This window comes from Salegentibacter salegens (assembly GCF_900142975.1).
Lineage (GTDB): Bacteria > Bacteroidota > Bacteroidia > Flavobacteriales > Flavobacteriaceae > Salegentibacter > Salegentibacter salegens.
Genome location: NZ_LT670848.1, coordinates 1111767 through 1132623, shown reverse-complemented (window position 1 = coordinate 1132623; position 20857 = coordinate 1111767). Strand labels below are relative to the sequence as shown.

At 36.4% G+C, this 20857-nt stretch carries 21 protein-coding genes; 9 read left to right on the top strand and 12 right to left on the bottom strand.

Going from position 1 to position 20857, the window contains the following annotated elements; translation table 11 throughout:
* Window positions 1-15: 15 nt before the first annotated feature.
* The 7 genes from B5488_RS05105 to B5488_RS05075 all read right to left on the bottom strand — a co-directional run bounded on the left by B5488_RS05105 (window position 16) and on the right by B5488_RS05075 (window position 6764).
* Window positions 16-435, bottom strand: coding sequence for a DUF2141 domain-containing protein (locus B5488_RS05105; protein WP_079734278.1), 420 nt, complete (start codon window positions 433-435; stop codon window positions 16-18).
* Between the two features lie 235 nt (window positions 436-670).
* Window positions 671-2002 (bottom strand): DUF58 domain-containing protein, encoded by a 1332-nt coding sequence (locus B5488_RS05100; RefSeq protein WP_079734277.1) that lies wholly within the window; start codon window positions 2000-2002, stop codon window positions 671-673.
* Window positions 2002-3003 (bottom strand): AAA family ATPase, encoded by a 1002-nt coding sequence (locus B5488_RS05095; protein ID WP_079734276.1) that lies wholly within the window; start codon window positions 3001-3003, stop codon window positions 2002-2004. The genes B5488_RS05100 and B5488_RS05095 overlap by 1 nt, the downstream gene beginning before the upstream one ends.
* Window positions 2984-4198: a DUF4350 domain-containing protein gene (locus tag B5488_RS05090; RefSeq protein ID WP_079734275.1), complete on the bottom strand. Its 1215-nt coding sequence runs from the start codon at window positions 4196-4198 to the stop codon at window positions 2984-2986. Before B5488_RS05090 ends, B5488_RS05095 begins: the two co-directional genes overlap by 20 nt.
* A complete protein-coding gene (locus B5488_RS05085; RefSeq protein WP_079734274.1) occupies window positions 4191-4949 on the bottom strand; it encodes a DUF4129 domain-containing protein in 759 nt (252 codons plus the stop codon). The genes B5488_RS05090 and B5488_RS05085 overlap by 8 nt, the downstream gene beginning before the upstream one ends.
* A complete protein-coding gene (locus B5488_RS05080) occupies window positions 4949-5806 on the bottom strand; it encodes a hypothetical protein (RefSeq protein WP_079734273.1) in 858 nt (285 codons plus the stop codon). Before B5488_RS05080 ends, B5488_RS05085 begins: the two co-directional genes overlap by 1 nt.
* Window positions 5787-6764 (bottom strand): stage II sporulation protein M, encoded by a 978-nt coding sequence (locus B5488_RS05075; RefSeq protein ID WP_079736530.1) that lies wholly within the window; start codon window positions 6762-6764, stop codon window positions 5787-5789. Before B5488_RS05075 ends, B5488_RS05080 begins: the two co-directional genes overlap by 20 nt.
* A gap of 34 nt (window positions 6765-6798) precedes the next feature.
* Here B5488_RS05075 and B5488_RS05070 point away from each other — a divergent pair, with 34 nt between their 5' ends.
* Window positions 6799-7515, top strand: coding sequence for an RDD family protein (locus B5488_RS05070; protein WP_079734272.1), 717 nt, complete (start codon window positions 6799-6801; stop codon window positions 7513-7515).
* On the opposite strand, the gene B5488_RS05065 is transcribed toward B5488_RS05070, so the two are convergent.
* A complete protein-coding gene (locus B5488_RS05065) occupies window positions 7516-8277 on the bottom strand; it encodes a peptidylprolyl isomerase (RefSeq protein ID WP_079734271.1) in 762 nt (253 codons plus the stop codon).
* Between B5488_RS05065 and B5488_RS05060 the strand changes: the two genes are divergently transcribed.
* From B5488_RS05060 to B5488_RS05050, 3 genes are all read left to right on the top strand, one after another.
* Window positions 8276-8917, top strand: a complete 642-nt coding sequence (locus tag B5488_RS05060; RefSeq protein WP_079734270.1) for an NUDIX hydrolase — start codon at window positions 8276-8278, stop codon at window positions 8915-8917. The genes B5488_RS05065 and B5488_RS05060 overlap by 2 nt on opposite strands.
* A gap of 173 nt (window positions 8918-9090) precedes the next feature.
* On the top strand, window positions 9091-9888 hold the full coding sequence (locus B5488_RS05055) for a lysophospholipid acyltransferase family protein (protein ID WP_079734269.1): 798 nt from the start codon (window positions 9091-9093) through the stop codon (window positions 9886-9888).
* Between the two features lie 32 nt (window positions 9889-9920).
* Entirely contained in the window at window positions 9921-10712 is a 792-nt protein-coding gene (locus B5488_RS05050; protein ID WP_079734268.1) for a tRNA pseudouridine synthase A, read from the top strand.
* Here the strand turns inward: B5488_RS05050 and recQ are convergent.
* Both recQ and B5488_RS05040 read right to left on the bottom strand, forming a co-directional pair.
* Entirely contained in the window at window positions 10709-12826 is a 2118-nt protein-coding gene (gene recQ, locus B5488_RS05045) for a DNA helicase RecQ (RefSeq protein ID WP_079734267.1), read from the bottom strand. The two genes, B5488_RS05050 and recQ, sit on opposite strands and share 4 nt — an antisense overlap.
* Window positions 12827-13057: 231 nt before the next feature.
* On the bottom strand, window positions 13058-13993 hold the full coding sequence (locus tag B5488_RS05040) for a C1 family peptidase (RefSeq protein ID WP_079734266.1): 936 nt from the start codon (window positions 13991-13993) through the stop codon (window positions 13058-13060).
* A gap of 232 nt (window positions 13994-14225) precedes the next feature.
* Here B5488_RS05040 and ychF point away from each other — a divergent pair, with 232 nt between their 5' ends.
* The 4 genes from ychF to B5488_RS05020 all read left to right on the top strand — a co-directional run bounded on the left by ychF (window position 14226) and on the right by B5488_RS05020 (window position 18338).
* Window positions 14226-15320, top strand: a complete 1095-nt coding sequence (gene ychF / locus B5488_RS05035) for a redox-regulated ATPase YchF (RefSeq protein ID WP_079734265.1) — start codon at window positions 14226-14228, stop codon at window positions 15318-15320.
* A gap of 265 nt (window positions 15321-15585) precedes the next feature.
* A complete protein-coding gene (locus B5488_RS05030) occupies window positions 15586-16233 on the top strand; it encodes a hypothetical protein (RefSeq protein WP_146128734.1) in 648 nt (215 codons plus the stop codon).
* Window positions 16234-16328: 95 nt separating this feature from the next.
* Window positions 16329-17063, top strand: coding sequence for a class I SAM-dependent methyltransferase (locus B5488_RS05025; protein ID WP_079734263.1), 735 nt, complete (start codon window positions 16329-16331; stop codon window positions 17061-17063).
* Window positions 17064-17144: 81 nt separating this feature from the next.
* Window positions 17145-18338: a hypothetical protein gene (locus B5488_RS05020; protein ID WP_079734262.1), complete on the top strand. Its 1194-nt coding sequence runs from the start codon at window positions 17145-17147 to the stop codon at window positions 18336-18338.
* A gap of 154 nt (window positions 18339-18492) precedes the next feature.
* Here the strand turns inward: B5488_RS05020 and B5488_RS05015 are convergent, their stop codons facing one another.
* Window positions 18493-19431 carry a ring-cleaving dioxygenase gene (locus B5488_RS05015; protein ID WP_079734261.1) on the bottom strand — a complete coding sequence of 313 codons (939 nt, stop codon included), beginning with the start codon at window positions 19429-19431 and terminating at the stop codon, window positions 18493-18495.
* A gap of 312 nt (window positions 19432-19743) precedes the next feature.
* Window positions 19744-20067 (bottom strand): phosphoribosylpyrophosphate synthetase, encoded by a 324-nt coding sequence (locus tag B5488_RS05010; RefSeq protein WP_079734260.1) that lies wholly within the window; start codon window positions 20065-20067, stop codon window positions 19744-19746.
* A gap of 249 nt (window positions 20068-20316) precedes the next feature.
* Between B5488_RS05010 and pyrR the strand changes: the two genes are divergently transcribed.
* Complete coding sequence (gene pyrR / locus B5488_RS05005) at window positions 20317-20856, top strand: bifunctional pyr operon transcriptional regulator/uracil phosphoribosyltransferase PyrR (protein WP_079734259.1); 540 nt, start codon at window positions 20317-20319, stop codon at window positions 20854-20856.
* Window position 20857 lies beyond the last annotated feature (1 nt).

Below are 20857 nucleotides of genomic sequence, written 5' to 3'. Positions count from 1 at the left end.
CGTTTCTTCTTTTAGCTAAAACCGAAGGTTTATTTCCTTGCTTTCTTCATCAAAATCGAATTTTGCATCATCCCAAAGTGGAGGACCATATAAATTCATTTCATTATTTGAAACACCATAAGCTTCGGTAGGCATCCCATTGGTATCAAAGTCCATTTTTTGATTTTCGTTTTTATCGTGGTAGGCGGTTATTGCATAGGTTCCAAAGGGCACTTCGCTGAAGGTAACCTGTGCGACACCGTCTTTAATTTCACTTATTTCCCCTTGAATTGGTGCTTTTTTAAGAAAATTATCCTGCGTAAAAAGGGCAAAATGAACTTTTCCTTTTTCCGAAGAAATATTATTTACATGTACATTAATGCTTCCAGAGTCTTCTACCTGCGCGCAAGCGAGGTTGCAAAGGAATAGACTAAATAAAATGGCAATAGTTTTCATAATTAGTTAGTTTTTATTGGTTTATATCCTCAAAACTAAACTGATTAATTCTACCTATTTAATAATTATTACCGAATTGTAAATATTGAATGCTGAATTGTAGAATTCTTATAATTATTTATTGAAAAGAGCAGGTCGTCGTTGCGATGGAGCCACGATTGAAGCAATCTCTTCAAATGAGGTAACTTCCCCAATAAAAGATTACCGCGCTCCTGCGTTGTTCGTAATGATGGGACTAAAGTATACCGCGAGCCTTAATTTCCAGGTATTTATTAATAGTATTAATACTTAAATCTTCAGGTTTGGTGAGTAAAGTATTAATCCCGTGTTGTCGTAATTCGGCTGCCATTAGTTTTTTATCGTGTGCAAAATTTTCGGCGATAACCTGGTGAGCCATATCGGTGGTGTTATCGGGATTGCTGCTTATAATGTTATTCAGTTCGGTATTTTCAAAAAAGATCACCACCAAAACGTGCTTTTTATTGATTGCTTTTAAATACGGGAGTTGCCTTTTTAAAGCCGAAATATGTTCAAAATTAGTGTACAACATTAGCAAACTGCGTTGTGTAATTCTTTGTCGCAAATTGCTATAGAGCATGTTAAAATCTGAATCTGGAAACTGAGTATTAATATTATACAAACGCTCCATAATTTGCTGCAACTGGCTCAATTTGGAATTAGCCTTAAGGATATTTTCAATTTTAGCAGAAAAAGAAATCAGGCCCACTTTGTCTTTTTTCTTAAGTGCGATATTAGAAAATGCCAAACTGCTGTTAATCGCATAATCCAATAAACTCAAGCCATTAAAAGGCATTTTCATCACACGGCCGGTATCTATAATAGAATAGATAGGTTGGGCCTTTTCATCCTGAAATTGGTTAACCATAAGGTCGCCCTGCTTGGCGGTAGCTTTCCAGTTTATAGTTCGCACGTCATCTCCGGGAACATATTCCTTAATTTGCTCAAACTCCATCGTATGGCCAATTTTTCGTATTTTCTTTAAACCGGGTTGGGATAAGCGGTTATCTATGGCTAGAAAATCCAGTTTTTTCATCTGAATAAAGGAGGGATAGACTTTAAGCATTTGTTTATCACCAAAAACCGACCGCCTTTTTACCAGGCCTATTTTTGTAAAAACATATATATTTAGTTTTCCGAAATAATATTCACCACGAGCAACTGGCCTTAAGAAATAGCTGAATTTTTCAGAAGTATTTGCACCTATTTTTAATTCTTTTAAAAAATCCCGCTTTTGAAATTGCACGGGAATTTCATCTATAATGTTAGCATAAATTGAAAATGCGTAATTATTTTCCATGATAATTTCCACTTCATTTTCATCGGAATTAGAGAATTTCTGCGGAAGAATTCTTTCAGCATTTATCCGGTTATTTTTATAAAGACTTACTAAATCGGCGAGAAATAACAATAGCAGAAGGAGGCTTAAAACCCAGCAAAATCCGTATAGAAAATCAAAGAAATAAGAAAACAGGAAAAGTAATGCGATAGCAAAAATCGCATAGAAAAAACGCTGGTTTAGATATAAAGATTTAAAGAATTTGAGCACTAACGTGGAATTTCTACAGATTGCGAGATCATTTCTATCACTTCTTTGGCAGTAATCCCTTCCATTTCACGATCTGGACTAATAATAAGTCTATGGGCCAAAACAGGATTTAGAGCTTTTTTAATATCTTCAGGAATTACAAAATCTCTTCCGTTAATTGCGGCAAACGCTTTAGAAGCGTTCATTACCGCGATAGAAGCCCGGGGAGAAGCGCCCAGGTAAATGTGCGAATGATTACGCGTTTTACCTACAATACTGGCAATGTAATGCATCAGCTTTTCTTCTACGATTATTTCCTGGATCTGGTTTTTTAACTCGTTTAGGTTTTCAGGATTTAATACGGCTTCAATTTGGGAAACTGGCAAGACACCTTTTCTATTATGATGCGTTTTTAAAATATCAACTTCCTCCTCAAGTTTAGGATAATCTACCTGAATTTTAAATAAAAACCGGTCTAATTGGGCTTCAGGCAAGGCATAGGTTCCTTCCTGCTCAATAGGATTTTGTGTGGCCAAAACCATAAAAGGGGCTTCCAAATCATGTTGAACACCGTCTATGGTAATTTGGCGTTCTTCCATAACTTCAAACAATGCGGCCTGTGTTTTTGCAGGTGCACGGTTAATTTCGTCTATTAGAATAATATTAGAAAAAATAGGTCCGGGTTTAAACTCAAATTCACCTTTTTGAGCATTTAAAATTGAAGTTCCCAGTACATCGCTCGGCATCAAATCTGGTGTAAACTGAATTCTACTAAAATTAGTATCCAGGCTTTTAGCGAATAGTTTTGCGGTTAAGGTTTTGGCAACGCCGGGAACACCTTCAATTAGCACGTGACCGTTAGAAAGTAGGCCGGCAATCAATAATTCCACAAAATCGTTTTGGCCAACAATTACTTTGGCAAGCTGGTTTTTTAATCTTGAAACGGCCTCTTTAAGATCGTCTAGCGGAATGCGACTATCAAAATCTAAGGATTCTGTTTCTTTATTTTCTTGGTTTTCCATTGGAATGTGATTTAAAATTATTTATTGCCTCAGAAAGTTCGTAAAACTCACTTTTACCGGCATTTGTATTGTTTGAAAACTTCTCAATTTTCGCAAAAAGCTTCTTGCCGGAAGTAATATTATTTCCAGATTTTGATGCGAGTAAGGTATGGAATTCTTCGTCTATGGTTTTGGTTGGAATCTTATAATGAATCCTGATATATTCTAAAAATAAACTGATTTTTTTCGTGATTAATTCTCCGTATTCCTTTTCTTCTAAATAAAGATCTCCCACGGTTTTTGCATATTCGTAACTTTGGTTCTTTAAAGGATTTACTACAGGGATAGCCCTTTGTTTTCTCTTTCCTTCAAAAATAATGAACAAAACACAGCCGGCCAGCAAGAAATAGTACGCCCATTTAAGTCGGTTATTGCTGAGCAGGATATAAAGCGGTGAGGAATAAAAGGTTTTTCCAGCTTTATAATAATTATCCAAAAATACCGGTTTTTCTTTATTGACGTAAGCTAAGATATTTTCAGCATATTTATAATTTTGGCCGGTAAGTAAAAAGTAATTCCCAAAGGCCTCAGGAGTAGTATGAAGGTAAATTTGCCCTTTTCCAAAATTTGATTTTATAAAATTAGCCTGTTTGTTTTTATCGTCTTCCTGAATATTTATTTCTCCCAGGATCTCAATTTTGGCACTGTCTTTTTGATGAAAGAAAAGTGAAGAAAATTCATTTTTAAACTTAAAATAGGTTTCACTTTTTAAAACTGAATTTTTAAAATTCAACTGTGGTTTGGAGCTAAGATCGTTTTTTGGAATAAAAACCCTGGTTTCTAACTGAAGCGTATCCAACAACTCAGGACTAATGCTTCTTGCAGAAATAAAAAGTTCATTTCCTATAGAGACCCAATCAAGCAATTTGTGTAATTCGTCCTGATCAAAAAATGCAGAATTATTCAGAAAGAAATAAGTGCCATTTCCCAGGCTGTCAGAAAGTTTCTCGAACGGTGGGATGGCAATTTCCTCAAATTCCCAGTTTTTGTTATTTTTCCAGCTTTCATAAAAAACAAAACTTCCCAGTGGGATTTTATCATCACTCATATAGCTGGGTGTCCAGTTTACCGGCTCCGGTTCTGTAGCCTCGAGGTAGGTTAGGAAAATAACCAGTAGCAGAAAAAAGCCGAAAAACAGTTTTGATGTTTTACCCATTATTTTCCGGTTTTAAACTGTTTTCCATTTGGGTGAATTCCCGGTTTACTTTTTCAAAACGTTCATGCGAAAGTTCAAAATCTCCATACCAGATAAAATCGTAAAGTCGGGTGATTTTTGTGAACTGCTCTTTTATTTCGGTATTTTTTATTTCATTGATATAATCCTCATTTGTTTTTTGAAATCTATAAGAAATATGCTCTTTCTGGTCCAGTAAGCGCAGGCTTTTTAAATATAAATACCTAACCGCCAAACGGTAATTTTCCTGCTGAATGGCTTTTTGAATCAAAGACGAAATATCAGCCGATTTAACAAGTTCTTCTTCTTGCTGAAAGTTTACTTTTCCGGTAATTGGTTCGGCCATAACAGCATTCCCGGGATTTAAACGAATAAATAGCCAGGTAATTAATCCCAGGACTAAGATTAGCAAAATGTAAGGTAAAGCTGAAAGCACAGCACTCCAAAACGCGTTGGTTTGGTAATCTCCAAAAAGCCATTGTAAAAAGGCATTCCATTTAAGGTTAATCCATCGTTTTAAACGCGTCCACCAGGAATCTTCTTCAATCTTTTCTAAATAATCAAAAGCTTTATCAGCTTTATAAGCTTCAATTTTTTCAGCATCAAAATCAACTTTTTCCAGGGTTTTTTCAGAAGAATCCTGAATCATTTCCGTAGAATCAGCAATCGCTTGCTCTTGCGGAAGTAAATTTCCGAAGAAAATAAAACTGAAAAGGAGTAAGACTTTTATCATTAATCGTTTTTACCTAGATTCTCAATGCTTTCGTAGGCGCCGGTAAAATATTTTATTTCGTTAAGATTATAATACACAAAGGCAACCCCAATTGGCGTAATGGCATAAAGCAGGTATTGTATGGCAGAGGCAATAATGGTTAAGGTAAGATAAACCCAATCAAACATATCGGCTACATTCGTCGTCGAAGCCGAATTTTCTTCCATTAAAGTGAACATTTTTATAAATGTATAAATTAGCACTGGCAGTTGAAAAATAAGGCTAATAATATACACGATAAGCCAGATTAGAAAAAGACTTATAAAACTCATCCACCAATTGTCTTTTACAAGGTGAAAACCTTCAGAAATACTGCCGCCAATACTTTCGTTTTTAAAAACAAGCACCGCGGCTGCAATACTTAAAGGCACACTTAAATATATACCGGGAAGAATAAATATTATAAGTCCGGCAAAAATTAAGATCCAGGTAATTGCGCCAAGTCCAAACATTTTTCCTAAATCTTCTTTCACTCCCTTTTTTACTTCCTGGTGGCTGGCTTCTCCATTGTTACTTACATAAGACTTTATAAAATGAAATGCCGCAACATTCATTACCGAAAAGTATAAAAGCAGGCCAATCATTAATAAACCAAAACCAATGAAAAATCCCCCGTCCGGACTGAACATTAGCGAGTTTCCTACCGTGCTGTAAGAATAATAAGATACGGCAGCGATTAAAAGTAAAAATGCGGGCCACGCAATTTTGATTACGCTTGTAAAATAGGCCTTATAATTTTCACGTATAAATTTAAATGTATAGCTAATAATATCGCCCAGCTCTCGCTGCTGCTTAAAATCAATATAATCCTGCTTCATGAATTTGTTGTTTTTTATGTAGAAATATGGGATAAAAGATATAGTAAAATAAAATGAGTGCTAAAGAGCTTAAAATAATTAAAATCGCCAGCCAGTCGGGCATTTGGGTTAGTCGAGTTACAAACCCTTCCAGAAATCCCGCAATGATAAAAAACGGAATGGTACTTATCACAATTTTAAGTCCGTTTTTAACTCCATTTACGAAGGATGTTAATCGGGTGTAAGTGCCGGGAAAAAGTATACTTTTTCCAACTACAAGTCCTGCGCAGCCTGCAATAATTATCACTGAAATTTCTATAGTTCCGTGAATCCATATAGTTCTGGCAGATTCCCAGAGTAAACCCTGGTCATAAAAAAAGTACTGAAAAGATCCTAACATCACTGCGTTTTGCATTAAGATAAATACAGTGCCAATACCCGCCAGGATTCCCATACTAAAAGCCATAAGCGAAACCCGAATGTTATTAATGGTAATTCCCAGGAACATATCGGTTTCAGACATTTTTTTATAAACCGCCATAGGATCGCCTTCGGCAATATTTTGCAGCGTCATATTCACATAAGCATCGCCTAAAATGCTTCGCACAAAAGTATGATCTGATGCTGCCGAAAAAGCACCTGCTGCTGAAAAAAGTGCGAAAATTAGAAAGCTAAGCAGTAATTGTTTCTGAAATTTATAAAAGAACAACGGAAATTCCCTGGTAAAAAACGTGATAAACCGGTTTTGAGATTCCTTTTTATTCTTATAAATCTTTTGGTGCGCTGAAGCGGCTAACTGGTTTAAATAAGTGGTTGTGTTGCTTTTAGGATAAAACGTCCTGGAATAGCTTAAATGATCACTAATTTCAATATAAATATTAGAGAGCTGCTCTGGTTGCAGTATATTTTTATTTTGAAGCAGGCTTTCAAATTTAAGCCATTTATCCTTATTTTGCTTCACAAATGCAGCCTCTCGCATGGTTTTTTTATTATGACTCAAAGAAACAGATTAAATGGATAATTTTCAAATTGAAACCGCTCAAAATATAAGTATTAATCAGAATGTTGCAAGTGTGGGCGATCGCATCCTTGCTTTTATCGTAGATGCGTTTATAATTGGGTTATATATAGTGATAAGTTCGCTGGCACTTGCCGGTACAGGATTAGATGCGGCAGGGCAGTGGGTCTATTACCTGGTTATGGGTTTACCTTCTCTCTTATATTATTTATTATGGGAGAGTTTATATAACGGCCAAACCCCCGGAAAAGCCGCTTTACAGATTAGAGTGGTGAAATTAGATGGCAGCAGGCCTGCTTTTGCCGAATATCTAATAAGGTGGTTGTTACGGTTTATTGATATTTCTATGAGTAGTGGCGCTATCGCTGTTGTCACCATTTTATTAAACGGAAAAGGGCAGCGGCTGGGCGATCTTGCCGCTAAAACTACGGTGATTTCTGAAAAACCAAGAACAAATTTAAACCGAAGTTTGGCTGTAGATGTTCCTGAAGGCTACGAACCAAAATATCCACAGGTGAGTATTTTAAAAGATACCGATGTGCAGAATATTAAAAATCTTTACCAAACCGCGAGAAGAAACCATAATCACCGACTTATTTTATCGCTTTCAGAAAAACTATCAGAATTACTGGAAACTCAACCCAAAGAATCCCCAATGGAATTTATACAGCAGGTGATTACCGATTATAATTATTATACCCAACGAGCTTAATTAATCAATTATTTCAACGTCCATCTCTACGTTATCAATTGGCCATTCAGATTGCCCGGTTTCTACCAGGACAATTTTTTCAGCTACATCCATGCCTTTGGTAACTCGTCCAAAAACGGTGTGATCGTTATTTAAATGCGGAGTTCCGTTTTCCTTTATTACGATAAAAAACTCAAAAGGAGAGGAAGCTTTACTCACATTTTGCTCGCTATACTTTGCTGCAGAAAAAGCTCCATAAGTATGTTTATGCCCAGCCTCAAATTCATTGGGAATTAAGTAATCTCCAATTTGTGAACGTTTTCGGGGTGTGGCCGTATTATCTGAATTTCCGCCCTGAATTACAAATCCCGGAGCAACACGGTGAAAAAAGGTGCTGTTAAAATAATTTTCTTTTACCAGCATTATAAAATTGGCCCGGTGCAGGGGAGTATCTCTAAAAAGTTCTACTTCAATATTCCCAAAACTGGTAATGATTCTCACCCGGGTTTCAGGGTTTTCCTTGCCGTATTGAGTTAAAAAAGGGATTAGTTCTTCCTGCGCAATGGGAAACTCTTCGTTGCTTTTAATAGAATCACTTTGGTAGGAGGGTTCTTCTGTTTTACTGTATTTCGCTCTCAGTGAATCTAATTTGGAGGTTTTTTGAGTAACTTCTTCTTTATCTAAAGGCTTTTCCGAAGTATTTTTACTGGAAGATTCCTTATCTTCACAACTTGCAAAAAAAAGAATTAGAAAAAGATAAACGAAAGCAAGCGGGTTTTTCATGGATTTTCAGGATTTTAAAGATAGGATACCAAAATTAAAAAAAATTGTCCTTCCGGGAGAAAAGGCGCATCATAAATTAGTGCCAGGCAACCGCATTGAGGAGATGAGAAATCTTGATATTGACAGTCTTAAGCCTAATAAAGCAGGGGTTATGGCTGTATTTTATCCCGATAATTTTGGGAAAACCCACCTGGTTTTAATTCTAAGAAAAACTTATAAAGGCGTTCATTCTAATCAAATAGGATTTCCGGGTGGCCGCGTAGAGCCTGAAGACGAGAACCTGCAACAAACCGCTTTACGCGAAACTGAAGAGGAAGTAGGAATTCCCAGGAATAATATTGAAGTAATAAGAGCGCTTACCCGCTTGTATATCCCGCCAAGTAATTTCTGGGTGCAACCTTATTTAGGTTTGCTGGAAAAAACTCCGAATTTGGTTCCGCAGGAAAGCGAAGTAGAGCGCATTTTAGAGGTAGATTTAGATCATTTTTTAGATCATTCTAATTTTGTAAAACAGGAGTTGAGCACAAGTTACTCAAGTAATATGATTGTTCCTGCATTTAGATTAAACGAACAAATTGTTTGGGGAGCTACGGGAATGATGCTGAGTGAGATTCGGGAAATTTTTAGAAAAAGCTTTTAAAAACTAAGAATTACTATATTTGCCCGGCTTAATTTTTACTCGAGAATCGAGATTTAAATAGTGCCCGGCTTGTTTCAAAATTAAATTATATTTTTCGATTAGGTTCCGTGGGCTGGTTTCCTAATCTAATCGAACTGCAAGTATACAGGGAAGTAAGAACTGAAATTTAAACTATGGGATTATTTAAAAGAAATCCATTTGGACATTTTTTATTTCTGAAAAAGTGGCTTATCCGTATCTTCGGATTACTTAGCCACCGCCGTTATCGCGGCTATAATGAACTTAGTATTGAAGGCTCAGATATCATTAAAAACCTTCCCGATAATAATGTACTTTTTGTTTCCAATCATCAAACCTATTTTGCCGATGTTACCGCCATGTTTCACGTTTTTAACGCAAGCTTAAGCGGAAGGGTAGATTCCATTAAAAACGTAGGTTATATCTGGCAGCCAAAACTTAATATATATTATGTAGCGGCCAAAGAAACGATGAATGCCGGATTGATTTATAGAATTATGGCTTACGCGGGAGCCGTTAGCGTAGAAAGGACCTGGCGTGCAAAAGGCGAAGAAGTTGAACGAAAAGTAAATCCAGACGATACAAAGAATATTGGAATGGCCCTGGAAGACGGCTGGGTAATAACTTTCCCCCAGGGAACTACCAAACCTTTTAAACCCATTAGAAAAGGAACGGCGCATATTATAAAGCAATATAAACCTATTGTGATTCCTATTGTGATAGACGGATTTAGACGCTCTTTTGATAAAAAAGGGATTAGGATCAAGAAGCGCGGTATTTTACAAACTATGCAGGTTAAGGAACCGCTTGAAATAGATTATGAAAATGAGTCTATAGAAGATATTGTAAATAAACTCGAATATGCCATTGAGCAGCACTCTTCTTTCCTCAAGGTTATTCCTTCTGAAGCGATTAAGGAAATGGAAGAATTAAACAAGAAAAGGGAATATTAGAAGTAATTACCACAACCCTGAAAAATTAAAATTTGCAACCCAAACGCTATTTTTACCTTATTAAAATTCAGTATTTAGGTTACCGTTTACACGGCTGGCAAAAACAGCCCAATGTAAAAACGGTAGAAGAGTTAATCACAAAAACTCTGCGATATGTGATGCCTGCTGAAAAGTTTAAAATTTTAGGAACCAGTAGAACAGATGCTATGGTTTCAGCGCAGGAATCGGCGTTTGAGTTGTTTTTAGATTATAAACCGCTTTCAGATTTTGAAGAATTTTTAAAGGAATTTAATCTGAATTTACCCCAGGATATAAGAGCACTTTCTATAACTGAAGTAGATTCGAAATTTAATATCATTCAGCATCCAAAACTTAAGGAGTATGCCTATTTATTTAGTTTCGGGGACAAAAACCATCCTTTTTGCGCGCCTTTAATGGCTAATTTTCAATTTGATCTTGATATTGAATTGATGAAAAAAGGAGCAAAACTTTTTGAAGGAAAACACCAATTTAGGAATTACTGTGTGCGGGTTTCAGAAAACAGCACTTTTGAAAGGGAAATTATAAAATCGGAATTAGTAGAGAATACCGAAATAACCGCCAGTTTTTTCCCTGAAAAATCTTATATTTTTCATATTCACAGCGCCGGATTCCTAAGACACCAGGTTAGGTTAATGATGGGCGCTTTACTGCAGCTTGGCAAAGGGGAATTGAGCTTAGAAGATATTGAAAACAGCTTAAAAGTTGGTGTAGAAATGCAAATGGATTATATAGTACCGGCTTCAGGATTGCTTTTAAATAAAATTGGGCTGGAAGATTTTTAAACCTCTGCTTCTTCTTTTTCTAAAACCGCTAAAGCGAGTCTGATTGTGCCATAATCTATTGCTTCTTCAAAATGTTCGAAATATGGTTTTAGACCTTCGGGATTTTTAAGTTCAGCTTTTGCCTTTTCAATTGCTTTAAAATCAGCTTTAGAAATATATTTCATAGGATCTACTGCTTCATTTTCGGCATATAATTTTGCTAAATGCGAATAAACTGTGGTAGTCGCAAGCTCTCGTTTTTTGGCAATTTCTTCCAGGCTTAAACCTTCATTTAATAAATGCAGGGTTGCTTTGTACGTATTTGCTTTTTTACGTTTTTTAGTGCTGCGTTTTTTTTTACTAAAAGCGATGATTTCCTTTATAAAATCGTACCCGTAATCCTGCATTTTTTGTCTTCCCACGCCATTAATTTGAAGGAATTCATCATCGGTCATAGGGCGGGATTTTTCCATTTCTTTTAAAGTGGCATCGTTAAAGATGAGGTAAGCGGGAATTTCTTCTTCACGAGCAATTTTTAAACGTAACTGCCTTAGTTTTTCAAAAAGGGAATTATCTGAAGTTTTTTCTGAAACTTCTGTTTCTTCCCGGCGCTTCAGTTTTTTACGGTCTGGTACTTCAGCAAGCTGTACTTTTTCGCCTTCAAAAAGTACGTTTTTTGCCAATGCGGTGAGTTGTAAATTATTGCCCCGGTGAAAAGCTATTTCTACATACCCAAGATTGATAAGCTGAATAATATATTGCTGCCAGTGATGCCAGGAAATATCTTTTCCAATTCCAAAGGTTTTTATCTCCTGATAATTCTTACTAAAAACAGCTTCATTCTGTGAACCTCGTAAAACGTCTATTAAAACAGTGATTGGTTCGTTTTCTTTTAGCCTGAAAATACACGAGAGCGCTTTTTGAGCGATCACAGTTCCGTCAAAAAACTGTGGCGGATTCTTACAAATATCACAGTTGCCACAATCTTCCTGTTTTAATTCGCCAAAATAGCTCAGTAGAATTTTTCTACGGCAACTTAAGGCTTCAGAATATTGTTTCATCCGGTCCAGTTTTGCAAGCTGTACTTCTTCGTTTCCAGAATTGGAAGCGAATTTTTGCAACTGCACAACATCGGCATAACTATGAAAAAGCATAGTATCGGAAGGAAGACCGTCACGCCCGGCACGACCAATTTCCTGGTAATAGCCTTCCAGGTTCTTGGGCATATTATAATGAATTACCCAGCGAATGTTTGATTTATCGATACCCATCCCAAAAGCGATGGTTGCACAAATAATTTTTGAATTATCGTTGATAAAATTATCCTGAATTTCAATACGCTTTTCCGCAGGTAAACCGGCGTGATAAGCTTCAGCTTCAAAACCTTTACGTTGTAGCTTTGCAGCAATTTCCTCGGTGTTTTTTCGGCTTAGGCAATAGATAATTCCGCTTTCTTTTTTTCGGGTTTTTACAAAGTTGGTGATTTGTTCAAAACGCTTAATTCCCGGGCGAACGTCCAGGATAAGGTTCTTTCTATCAAAAGAAGCGATGTGTTTTTCGGCGTTTGGAATATTTAATTGTCGGCAAATATCTTCTCGTGTAGCTTTATCGGCTGTAGCGGTTAGCGCGATCATTGGGGTATTGGGGAAGCGGTTTTTTAAATAGCCCAATTGCGTATACGCCGGTCTAAAATCGTGCCCCCAGCTGGAGATACAATGCGCCTCATCTACGGCGATCAAACTTATTTTGCCATCGCTCATAAAACGGTCTACAAACTGTAAACTTTCTGGAGCAACGTAAAGCAGTTTTAATTCTTTGGAATCAATTTTTTTAAAGATTTCCTGTTGCTGGCTTTCAGTCTGGCTACTATTTAAAAATGCTGCAGGAACACCATTAGCGGTAAGTCCGTCTACCTGGTCTTTCATCAAGGCGATAAGCGGTGAAATCACCAGGGTAATTTCAGGAAGTAAAATAGCAGGAAGCTGGTAGCAAATAGATTTTCCGCCACCGGTGGGCATAATCACCAGGTTGTCTTTTCCTTCAAAAACCGAATCGATGATCTTTTTTTGAAGCGGTCTAAAACTATCAAATCCAAAATATTCTTTAAGTGTATGTAAAACCCGGGTATTTTCCATAGTAGCAAAGTTAGTTTAAACTAATAATTAGCAAACAAATGCTCAGAAGAAATATGGAAATCACTTACTTTTAATATCACGGTTAACCTCGATTGAAAGTCTAGTTTCGTCAAGCTGAACTTGTTTCAGCTTCTAACTTGTTTTGATTATCAACTTTTAGATCCTGAAATAAATTCAGGATGACGATTTTAAGAAATTTATATATCATCTTTTCTCGAAATCATATAAGTTTTATAGATCGTAGGCTACATAAGCCTGGTTAATAACTCTAAATGAAGAATTTTCATCACTAATATTTTCAAAAGCCTTGTAATCTATCCAGACAAAACCATTATCGCCCCAGCTTTCTCCCCAGGAGTTCACTACTTTAAATGCATTAAATTCATCATTAAAGCCAACCACAAGCATAGCGTGGCAGGTCACATCTTCATAATTGACTGCGTGTTCTCTATACGAACTTAAACCAAAACTATCGGTTTTTCCAAACTCAGGGGAAAGTACAGCGCCTATAATTATGGGTTGTTGCTGAGTGAGTAGTGTTTTCATTTCAGCAAGTATATTTTCTCCGCTTAAACTTTTAAAATCAGATATTCTTGCTTCTGCTGCAGCTTCAATAGCAACTTCCCCGGGTTGAGATTCGCATTCATTTTCGGTGTAAGGGAAAAGTTCCAGGGCCGCAACTCCCTGTTCTTCTATTAGTGCCAAAGTTTCTGGAATTGAAGTTCCACCGCACTCATCGGTGGTGAGTTGATTATAGGTGTAAGACGGACTAAAAATATTTGCTTCGGAATATGGTAATCCAGATTCAATTTTTTCCTGATAGGATTTCATATAATAACTCGTAGCCCAGGAAACACAAGATCCCAGGGCACCCTGATCGCCTACCGGGGGAAGATTTTCAGAAAGATCAAAAGCAGCAGGGAAAGTATCAGGGACAACCAGTCCTTCCAGTAGATTTTCAGTATCTATATTATATTCTCCTGTACCTGAACATTCAAGTCCGGTAGAATATATTTCACCATCTTCAGAAATAAACTGATTCTCGGTTTCTTGCGGAATTTCGGGAATGGCGGGGTTGTTACCACCAGGATTTAAATCGTCTCTGTCAGAATAACATCCGGTAAGGCTTAATAAAAGCACCAGTAAGGAAATTTGAATTTTTTTCATAGCAATTTGAGGTATTTAAATTCGACATAATTCAGAAAGAAAATTGATGTAATTATAATTTTACAGGGAATTTCTTCTGAAACCTTTCAACATATAACAGCAATAAACATACTAATAATGTCGCCATTATGGAAATAAAGATTTTTTAAGTTGAATGGCTAATGCTAAATAAAAAGAAATTAGTCGCTACAGTAGAAAATATGTACATTTGCAGCCGCAAAAAATCATTACTATGAAAGCCGGAATTGTAGGATTACCAAACGTAGGAAAATCGACTCTTTTTAATTGCCTCTCTAACGCAAAAGCCCAGAGTGCGAATTTTCCTTTTTGTACCATAGAACCTAATGTGGGAGTGGTTAATGTACCCGATCCCCGCATTCAACGATTGGAAAGTTTGGTTAAACCCGAAAAAGTACAACCGGCCACCGTAGAGATCGTAGATATTGCAGGCCTTGTAAAAGGCGCAAGTAAAGGTGAAGGCCTGGGAAACCAGTTTCTGGGAAATATTCGTGAAACCGATGCAATTCTGCACGTTTTGCGTTGTTTTGAGGACGATAATATTGTACACGTAGATGGTTCTATAGATCCTATTCGGGACAAGGAAACCATAGATATGGAACTTCAGCTTAAAGATTTGGAGACCGCTGAGAAGAAGTTGGAAAAAGTGAAGCGTGCCGCCCGTACCGGAAATAAAGAAGCGCAGAAAGAAGAAGCTGCACTTAGCAAGGTAAAACAGGGTCTTGAAGCCGGAAAATCGGTTAGGGCTATAGATTTAACCGAAGAAGAAAGAAAAGATTTTATAAAACCACTTCAATTCATTACCGATAAACCGGTAATGTATGTTTGTAATGTAGATGAAGGTGCAGCTGTAGACGGAAATGCCCACGTAGATCGCGTAAGGGAAGCGGTAAAAGAAGAAAACGCTGAAGTTTTAGTGCTTGCCGTAGGAACTGAAGCCGATATTACCGAGCTTGATGATTTTGAGGAAAGACAAATGTTTCTTCAGGATATTGGGCTGGAAGAACCTGGTTCTGCAAAATTGATTCGTGGGGCTTACGAGCTTTTAAATTTACAAACTTATTTCACCGCAGGCGTGAAAGAAGTTCGTGCCTGGACTATTCCCGTGGGTTCTACAGCGCCCCAAGCCGCAGGAGTAATCCACACCGATTTTGAAAAAGGATTTATTCGTGCCGAGGTAATTGCTTATACTGATTTTGACAGTTTTGGAAGTGAAGCCAAAGTAAAAGAAGCCGGGAAAATGCGAGTAGAAGGCAAAGAATATATAGTACAGGATGGCGATGTGATGCACTTTAGATTTAATGTGTAAATTTCTATAATTTTCAGGTAAAATTACTGCCTGTACTTATAGTTAAAGATTGTAAATTTTATAATTGCTGAAGATTTCTAAGAATTTATTTTAAGAGATTTTCACCTTTCAACCTGCAAACCCTCGAGATTTAACTAAGTCTTATAAACTCCTCTGTTTTTTTAAAATTAGTTTATCACTTGATTTTACTGAAGCTGTGAGTATTTCTCTATTTTTAATATTCAATTGAAAATGAAGAGAAATGAAGTTTAGAAAAAATCACAGAATGACATTAAATACACCTAATTTTATAAAGAAGACCGGACTGTTTGTTATGGTCTCCGGTGTTTTGTTTGCCTGTAATGATGGCAATAAAAAAGCTGAAGATGCCGAGATAGAATTCGACCAGACTATGGAGGTAGAAGATGATACTTTATCTAATTATGCATACGAAGGCAACGCGGTAGCAGATTATCTCACTTATGTAGATGGTGATGATGAATATGAGGAAATGCAGGAGGAAATTGATCCTGAAACGGCCTTGCAAAAATTCGCCGCTGCGGTTTCAGAGAGAGCCCAGAGTTTTGGGATGGAAGCCAATGAAGAACTTAAAGTTATTGGAGATACCTTAAGTAGTTCTAAAGAAAATATGAGTGCGCAGTTGCAAACCGCAATTGCTTCCTTGGAAAAGCTTCAGGAAAATTCTTACAATGAACTTTCTGAAGAAGTAGATGAATTAAAAGCCGAACTTCAGGAAATAGATATGCAAGCTGATGATGCCAAAGAAAAGCTGCGTAATTTCTTTCATAATGCGGCAGATGTAATAGAGGAAATGGATGCGCCAAATACAGAAGGGACAATGAGTACCAATCCCGGCGCAGTAGATGCTTCAGATTACAGCCAGGAACCAGATACTGTTGAAATAGACAAATAAGAAAATAAGAAATATTAAGTTTCTAAGAGTCGCCATTTTAGGCGGCTCTTTTTTTGTCTTATAATTTTCATATTTTTAGTTGAAATATGTTTTTTATGAAAGATAATTTTTCTACTCAATCTTCGTCTTATGCTAAATACAGACCGGCTTATCCGCAGGCTTTATATGAGTTTTTAAAAGGAAAAATAACAGAAAATGGAACAGCCTGGGATTGCGGAACCGGAAACGGCCAGGTAGCAGGAGAACTCGCTAAATTCTTTAAAAAAGTAGCAGCTACCGATATTAGCAATCAGCAATTAGAAAATGCTGTAAAGAGGCCTAATATTCAATATGCTGTGCAGCGGGCTGAAGAAACAAACTTTCAGGATAAATCTTTTGATCTTATTACTGTGGCGCAGGCTATTCATTGGTTTAATTTTGAAGACTTTTATAAAGAAGCAAAGCGGGTTTTAAAACCCAATGGAATTATTGCTGTAATTGGTTACTCCTTGTTTAAAAGCACTCCTGAAACCGATGCGGTTATTTTAAAATTTTACAATGATATAATAGGTTCTTATTGGGATGAAGAACGTAGGTATTTAGATGAAAAATACCAGGCTATTCCTTTTCCCTTTCAGGAAATAGAAACTCCGGAATTTAAGCAGGAATATCAATGGACGTTTGATCGCCTAATAGGGTATCTTAAAACCTGGAGCGCAGTAAAACACTATGAAAAAGAAAAAGGTGAAAATCCTGTAAATTTGATTAAAAATGAACTTAAAACCGCTTTTGGAAATCAGAATACAATCGTTTTTCCTATTCTTTTGAGACTGGGAAAATTAGAAGATTAAATTTTTGAAATGAACTGGCATAAAATATGATTAACTTCCAAACGTTATAAACTAATAATTAGCTGATTAAAATAATTGATAATGAATAAATTAGGTTTTATTTTCCTGTTTGTTGCAGGTATGTTTTTTCAGAATTCTGCGGCACAAAGCTTTGCAGAAGACCAATCGGTAACCCAGCAGGTGCTCCAGGAACTTAATAGAGAGCGCAGTTTGTTAAGTCAGAATCTCGAATTTAGAATTAAAGAAATAGATTCAAAAATTAGCAATCTTGATGAAAGTATTCAAAACACTAATTCTTCAGCAGAAAAAGTAGAGAAACTTTTGGAACGTGTTAAATTCCTCGAGGAACGCCAGGAAGAAATAGATAAAAATACCATTAGCGTTTATAAATATAATTACAGCTCTGCGGTGTTAAATTTAGCATCGATGGAGCGGGAAATTAAGCCGCTAAATCTTTTTAATGCTTCCCGTGAATTTTATGCTACGTTAGACCAGGTGAGTAACCCAATGCATTACGAAGGTTACCAGGAATGGTTTGGAGAGTTTAAAAAGTTTGTAGAAGAGGAAAAGAAAAACGACGCGAGGCTCTCGGCCTTAAGTCATATTATGAATGTAACGGGAGACCTTGCACAAGGCACACCGTTCACCGGGATGTTTGCTGGAACCGTTTTTGACGGAATTGGAAGTTTTATAAATTCCCTGGGTTGGGGCGATAAAAAACTTAAACAGCAAAGTACAGAGATGCTGAAACTTACCACAACTGTGGCGCAATTTACCCACGATAAAGACCTTATAGAAACCGAGTGGGAATCTATAAACAAAAACCTGGATGAGCTAAAGGAGCTTCAGGAAAAGGCGATGCAGGAAAATTTAGTGCAAATTCTGGAAATAGACCCAAAAGAGTTTGATCGTAATTTCACTAATGAAACAGATGCGAAAAAGCGTACTCAATATATTCTGGATATTTCTAAAATTGCTGAAAATAAAATTGCTGAAGAAAAAGCTAAAAATCCTGAAAACTGGAAACAGGATTACCACGACCAGATGATCGCGGTACAGAATTTAAAAATCCGCTTTGGCACTATTACTTTTAGAATTCTTGAAAACCTAAAAAAATATGATTCGCTTATTCAAAAATATGAGAACGATGAATATTTAAAAACCAAAATTGCAGATCTAAAAAATAAACTGGATATGGTTCGAAACAGTTTTGAATCTACTTTTAATCCGCAGGAATATATTAAAGCTTCTAATGAGATGTATGTGGTAGAGTGAACGAAAAAAAAGAGGCTGTCTGAAAAGTCTAGTTTCGTCAAGAACTTGTTTCAGCTTCTAACATGTTTTGATTATCAATATTTTAGATCCTGAAATAAATTCAGGATGACGGTTTTAAAAACTTTTCAGACAGCCTTTTTTATTTTTTTAAATTTTATTGCCTTAATTCTGGTAGAAGTTTTTCTATACGGTCCCGTGAAGATTCGTATTGATCTGGTAATTTAAGACTGTTACCAAGTTCTTCCAGGCTTTCGTCTCTCGTAAAGCCGGGATTATCGGTAGCAATTTCAAATAAAATTCCGCCAGGTTCTCTAAAGTATAAGGAGAAGAAATAATCCCGATCTATTTTTTCGGTGATTTGTAAACCTTTCTGAATAATTTTTTCCCTAAAACGCATCTGGGTTTCTTCATCTTTTACGCGAAAAGCGATGTGGTGATTAGTGCCACCGGCGTTAATACCACGTTCGGCTGTAGGATCTTCGTGAATATCTATAATCGCCGCATTTTCTACCGCATTTGTTTTGTATCTATAAAATTCACCTGCTTTTTCTTCAAGTTCATAATCAAAAATATCGGTAAGAATACTCGCCGTTGGGCCTACATTAAATAAAGTTAGGGTTACACTGTGAAAACCTTTTAAAGCCACATCGCTTTTAACTTCATCGGTTTCCCAGGCTTCACGATTATCCTTGTGCTTAGTGACAATTAATTTTAAATTAAGTCCGTCTGGATCTCGAAAAGGTAAATATTGCTCTCCAAACTGCTCCCTGATTTTCCCAAATTCCACTCCGTGGTCTTCAAAGCGTTTTTCCCAAAAACCCAGGCTACCTTCAGGAACCGAATAACCGATCTCGGTGGCCATACCCACACCATTTTTACCCTGTTTTACGCGTTGCCACGGAAAGAAAGTAAGAATGCTTCCTGGTGATCCTATTTTGTCACCAAAGTAAAAATGATAGGTTTGCGGATCATCAAAATTCACCGTTTTCTTAACCATTCGTAATCCCAGTACCTTGGTATAAAAATCGTAGTTGCGTTGAGCGTTTCCGGCAATTGCAGTGATATGGTGTAAACCAAGTATTTTATCTTCCATAGTTTTTTGTTTCAATTAAGTAAAAACCAGCCTCATCTTGGGTTAAATTAATGGTAAAACTCGTTTTTTACTCGATAATCGAGAATAAATGTTTCGAGGTTTGCTTCAAATTTAAGATATATTTTTCCGTAATGCCTCTGGTGGACTTGCCTCGAAGGTAGTTTTTTGGAATTCATAGAATTAAATAGAAGCTATAGATTTAAATTCAATAGCTATATAAAATTAAAGAATTTACTTGATAATCGAGATTTAATGCTCCGAGGTAGTTTACTGCGATTTTATAAGATTCAGAGAGAATCCTGACTGGAAAATCTAAAAATGTTTATGCAGCCGTTTTACAATATCGTAAGTATTAGAATCTGAATAAGTTCCAAAGGCATTTACCAAAACGCCTTTTACTTTATGATTGTGAGAGGAAATGGCGTAAACAATCATTTCATCGCCGGGATCTGTTATTCCTTCAAAACGGTAGATTTCATCAATTTCAAAATCTTCGGGAGATAGCTCAAGGGAGCGCTGTGGATCTATAATTTTATCCTTTTCAGGCTCTAATTTAAAGTCGGTAGTATAACCGCGCACGGCAAGCCCATTTATAGCCTGGCTAACTGTATCGTAATCGTGTCTTTGTACCAACATAACTTGTTATTTAGACTTATAAAATTACTCAATTATCAGCAGTAAAACTATTGAAAATCAGTTATTTATTTTAAATGTAATAAGTTTTAGATTTATTTTATTAATAAGGATTTTAGTTGGGAATGTATAAAGAGAATATTCAGTTTTGCCGCTTTAATAAAAAGATTTAAATCTGAAGTCTATTCAACTTCAGAAAAAAATAAAAAAGCTTACTTTTGTGATAGAACTTCTATTTTTTGCAACTAAACTATGGGCCAAAGAACATTACTGAATGCTGTTGAAATAAATATTATTCTACACCGTCTTGCCTGCCAGTTAGTTGAAAATCACACCGATTTTAAAAATACCGTAATTATAGGAATCCAGCCACGTGGTGTTTTTCTTGCTGAAAGAATTATAAAAATTCTTGAAGAAGAATACCAGATTGAAGATTTGAAATACGGCCACCTGGATATCACTTTTTATCGGGACGATTTTAGAAGAAGTGACAAACCGCTTGAAGCGAATAAAACCAAAATTGATTTTATTGTAGAAGATAAAAAAGTGGTTTTTATTGATGATGTTCTTTACACCGGCCGCAGCATTAGGGCTGCACTAACTGCCGTACAATCTTTTGGCAGACCTGCCGAAATTGAATTATTAAGTTTTATAGATAGGCGTTTTAGCCGCCATTTACCCATTCAGCCAGATTATAATGGAAGGCAGGTAGATGCGATAAATGAAGAAAAAGTAATAGTGAACTGGAAGGAAAACGATGGGGAAGACGTGGTTTATCTGGTTTCTAAATAAC

Bases quoted from the DNA above. Each gene is read 5' to 3' on its own strand.
- B5488_RS05105 (WP_079734278.1), bottom strand. From the start codon at position 435: ATGAAAACTATTGCCATTTTATTTAGTCTATTCCTTTGCAACCTCGCT.
- B5488_RS05010 (WP_079734260.1), bottom strand. From the start codon at position 20,067: ATGTTGGTACAAAGACACGATTACGATACAGTTAGCCAGGCTATAAAT.
- B5488_RS05075 (WP_079736530.1), bottom strand. From the start codon at position 6,764: ATGCGAGAGGCTGCATTTGTGAAGCAAAATAAGGATAAATGGCTTAAA.
- B5488_RS05060 (WP_079734270.1), top strand. From the start codon at position 8,276: ATGGATTTTCAGGATTTTAAAGATAGGATACCAAAATTAAAAAAAATT.
- B5488_RS05040 (WP_079734266.1), bottom strand. From the start codon at position 13,993: ATGAAAAAAATTCAAATTTCCTTACTGGTGCTTTTATTAAGCCTTACC.
- B5488_RS05055 (WP_079734269.1), top strand. From the start codon at position 9,091: ATGGGATTATTTAAAAGAAATCCATTTGGACATTTTTTATTTCTGAAA.
- pyrR (WP_079734259.1), top strand. From the start codon at position 20,317: ATGGGCCAAAGAACATTACTGAATGCTGTTGAAATAAATATTATTCTA.
- recQ (WP_079734267.1), bottom strand. From the start codon at position 12,826: ATGGAAAATACCCGGGTTTTACATACACTTAAAGAATATTTTGGATTT.
- B5488_RS05090 (WP_079734275.1), bottom strand. From the start codon at position 4,198: ATGGGTAAAACATCAAAACTGTTTTTCGGCTTTTTTCTGCTACTGGTT.
- ychF (WP_079734265.1), top strand. From the start codon at position 14,226: ATGAAAGCCGGAATTGTAGGATTACCAAACGTAGGAAAATCGACTCTT.
- B5488_RS05085 (WP_079734274.1), bottom strand. From the start codon at position 4,949: ATGATAAAAGTCTTACTCCTTTTCAGTTTTATTTTCTTCGGAAATTTA.
- B5488_RS05015 (WP_079734261.1), bottom strand. From the start codon at position 19,431: ATGGAAGATAAAATACTTGGTTTACACCATATCACTGCAATTGCCGGA.
- B5488_RS05020 (WP_079734262.1), top strand. From the start codon at position 17,145: ATGAATAAATTAGGTTTTATTTTCCTGTTTGTTGCAGGTATGTTTTTT.
- B5488_RS05070 (WP_079734272.1), top strand. From the start codon at position 6,799: ATGGATAATTTTCAAATTGAAACCGCTCAAAATATAAGTATTAATCAG.
- B5488_RS05080 (WP_079734273.1), bottom strand. From the start codon at position 5,806: ATGAAGCAGGATTATATTGATTTTAAGCAGCAGCGAGAGCTGGGCGAT.
- B5488_RS05095 (WP_079734276.1), bottom strand. From the start codon at position 3,003: ATGGAAAACCAAGAAAATAAAGAAACAGAATCCTTAGATTTTGATAGT.
- B5488_RS05025 (WP_079734263.1), top strand. From the start codon at position 16,329: ATGAAAGATAATTTTTCTACTCAATCTTCGTCTTATGCTAAATACAGA.
- B5488_RS05030 (WP_146128734.1), top strand. From the start codon at position 15,586: ATGACATTAAATACACCTAATTTTATAAAGAAGACCGGACTGTTTGTT.
- B5488_RS05065 (WP_079734271.1), bottom strand. From the start codon at position 8,277: ATGAAAAACCCGCTTGCTTTCGTTTATCTTTTTCTAATTCTTTTTTTT.